The 2,611-nt window shown below is 73.3% G+C and carries 2 protein-coding genes; one reads left to right on the top strand and one right to left on the bottom strand.

Annotated elements, in window-relative coordinates:
* Window positions 1-92 precede the first annotated feature (92 nt).
* Window positions 93-707 carry a TetR/AcrR family transcriptional regulator gene (locus ABZ923_RS41125; protein ID WP_361483519.1) on the bottom strand — a complete coding sequence of 205 codons (615 nt, stop codon included), beginning with the start codon at window positions 705-707 and terminating at the stop codon, window positions 93-95.
* Window positions 708-835: 128 nt separating this feature from the next.
* Between ABZ923_RS41125 and ABZ923_RS41120 the strand changes: the two genes are divergently transcribed.
* Complete coding sequence (locus ABZ923_RS41120; protein WP_361483516.1) at window positions 836-2,509, top strand: MFS transporter; 1,674 nt, start codon at window positions 836-838, stop codon at window positions 2,507-2,509.
* Window positions 2,510-2,611: the final 102 nt, after the last annotated feature.

Here is a 2,611-nt window from a genome sequence, read left to right as displayed (position 1 = left end):
CGGCCGAGTCTTCCCCCGTGACCCGGCCGCCCGGCTTCTGCTTTCCTGCGCAGGCTTCCCCCTCTGTTCGCAGGGGTGTTCCCGCAGGGGACCTACGACACTCCGGCCACCAGCTCGGTGGCCCGTGAGGCGGGTACGCCCGCCGCGGTCAGCACGGCGACCGTGGCGGAGCGGCCCGCCTCTTCGGCTGCCAGGAGGCCGTCGTTCACCGCCTCCATCACCGCGAACAGCATCTGCTCGTGCACGTAGGCGAGGGCCGGCGCGGGCAGCGGGGAGGCGAAGGCGCCCTCGTCCAGGCCGCGCTGGAGGAGGCGGACCTTGTCCTCGCGCAGCGGTGCGAGGCGGTCGCGGATGCCCTGCACGGTGACCGTGCGCTGGGCCAGGGCGATCAGCAGCCGGTAGCGGTCGGCGATCGGCCACAGGGCGAGCACCGAGCGGGCCACCGCCTCCGCCGGGTCGGTGACCCCGGCGCGGGCGTGCGCGTCCGCGTCCGCCAGCGCCTCCACGGCCCCGTCCACCAGGGTGCTGATCAGCGCTTCCCGGCTGGGGAAGTGGCCGTAGACCGTGCGCCGTACGACGCCCGCGGCGCGCGCGATCTGGTCCATGGAGGCGTCGGGGTCGCGCAGCAGTTCGGCGAGGGCGACGTCGAGGATGCGGCGCCGGTTGGCGTCGGCGCGGCTGGTGCTACCCGTGGTCATGGCGGTCATTGTGCCTTCCCGCACCCTTCCCGGCTCGGCTTGCACAGTGCTGTGCAACAACGTACATTGCACACCGTTGTGCAATTGCACGCCACTGTGCAAGTTCCGTCGCGTACCCGAGGAAGGCGACCCCTGCCATGCGACTCGTCATGACCGAACCGGTCGACAGGACGGACCGCCCCTACGCCCGGCGCTGGTGGGCGCTCCTGGTGCTCTGCCTCAGCCTGCTGATCATCGTGATGGCGAACACCGCCCTCACCGTCGCGGCCCCCGACATGACGAAGGACCTCGGGCTCTCCAGCGCCGACCTGCAGTGGGTGATCGACGGCTACACCGTGCCCTACGCGGCGCTGATGCTGCTGCTCGGCGCGATCGGCGACAAGTACAGCCGGCGCGGGGCGCTCGTCCTCGGCCTGGTGGTGTTCGGCGGCGGGGCCGTCTTCGGCTACCTCGCCGACAGCTCCGCGACCGTCATCGCGGCCCGGGCCGTGATGGGCGTCGGCGCGGCGCTGATCATGCCGGCCACCCTCTCCCTGCTCGCCGCGACCTTCCCGCGCGCCGAGCGGGCCAAGGCGATCACGCTGTGGACCGCCACCGCCGGGCTCGCCATCGCCGCCGGGCCGGTGGTCGCCGGCGCCCTGCTGCGCGATCACGGCTGGGCCTCCACCTTCCTGATCAACGTGCCCATCGCGGCCGTCGCGATCGTCGGCGCCTTCGTCCTCGTACCGCCGTCCAAGGCCGGCCACCACGACCGCATCGACTACGTCGGCGGACTGCTGTCGGTGCTCTGGACCGGTGCGCTCGTCTACATGATCATCGAGGGCCCGCACTTCGGCTGGGGCCCCAAGGCCGTCGGGGCGGCCGTCGTCGCCGGCGCCGGCCTGGTCGCCTTCGTCCTGTGGGAGCTGCGCCACCCGCGTCCGATCCTGGACGTGCGCCGCTTCGCCGGCCGCCGGTTCGCCGGCTCCAACCTCGCCGTCGCCCTGTTCTTCCTCGCCGTCTTCGGCGCCTTCTACTACCTCACCCAGCACCTGCAGTTCGTCCTCGGCTACGACGCCCTGGAGACCGGTGTGCGCATGCTGCCGCTCGCCGGCGCCGTCTTCGTCGGCTCGGCCCTGACCGGCTACCTGACCCCGCGCGTCGGCATGAAGTGGACCGTCAGCGCGGGCATGGTCGGCGGTACGACCGCCCTCGCCCTGCTCACCCGGGTGGACGCCGGCTCCGGCTACGGCGACTTCGTGGCGCCCCTGGTCATCCTGGGCCTCGCCATCGGCCTCGCCCTCTCGCCCTGCACCGACGCCATCATGGGCGCGTTCCCGGAGTCCGAGCTGGGCGTCGGCGGCGCCGTCAACGACACCTCGCTGGAGCTGGGCGGCTCGCTCGGCATCGCCCTCCTCGGCTCGCTGCTCGCCACCTCCTACGGCGACCATCTCTCCGACGCCACCGCCGGCAGCAAGCTCCCGGCGAGCGCCCTGGACACCGCGCAGGACTCGGTCGGCGCCGGGTACGCCGTCGCGCAGGGCATCGGCGAGAAGGCGCAGCAGGCCGCCGCGCGGGCCCAGCAGGCGGGCGACCCGCAGCAGGCCGCGCAGCTCAAGCAGCAGGCCGGCGAACTGGCCGCCGGCGCCCGGCAGATGGCCGACGCGGTCGGCTCCGCCTTCTCCGACGCGGTCGCCCACACCAGCCTGGTCGGCGCGGTGATCCTCGGCGTCGGCACGGTCCTGGTGGCCGTCCTGCTGCCGCGCCGCGAGGCGGAGACGCCGGAAGCGAAGGCCGAGGAGAGGGAACTGGTCGGCAGCACGGCCGACTGAGCACCTCGCAGCCCCGTCCGCAGGCGTGCCGTTCCGTCGAACTGGTCTCCGAGTGCCATGACCATGGTCCCGGCGACCAGCAGCCACAGGGCCCTGCGGGTA

Origin of the sequence: Streptomyces sp. NPDC046881 (assembly GCF_040645015.1) — a bacterium.
Taxonomy (GTDB): domain Bacteria; phylum Actinomycetota; class Actinomycetes; order Streptomycetales; family Streptomycetaceae; genus Streptomyces.
Note: the sequence above shows the minus strand (reverse complement) of the source record. Positions and strands in the feature narration are given on the sequence as shown.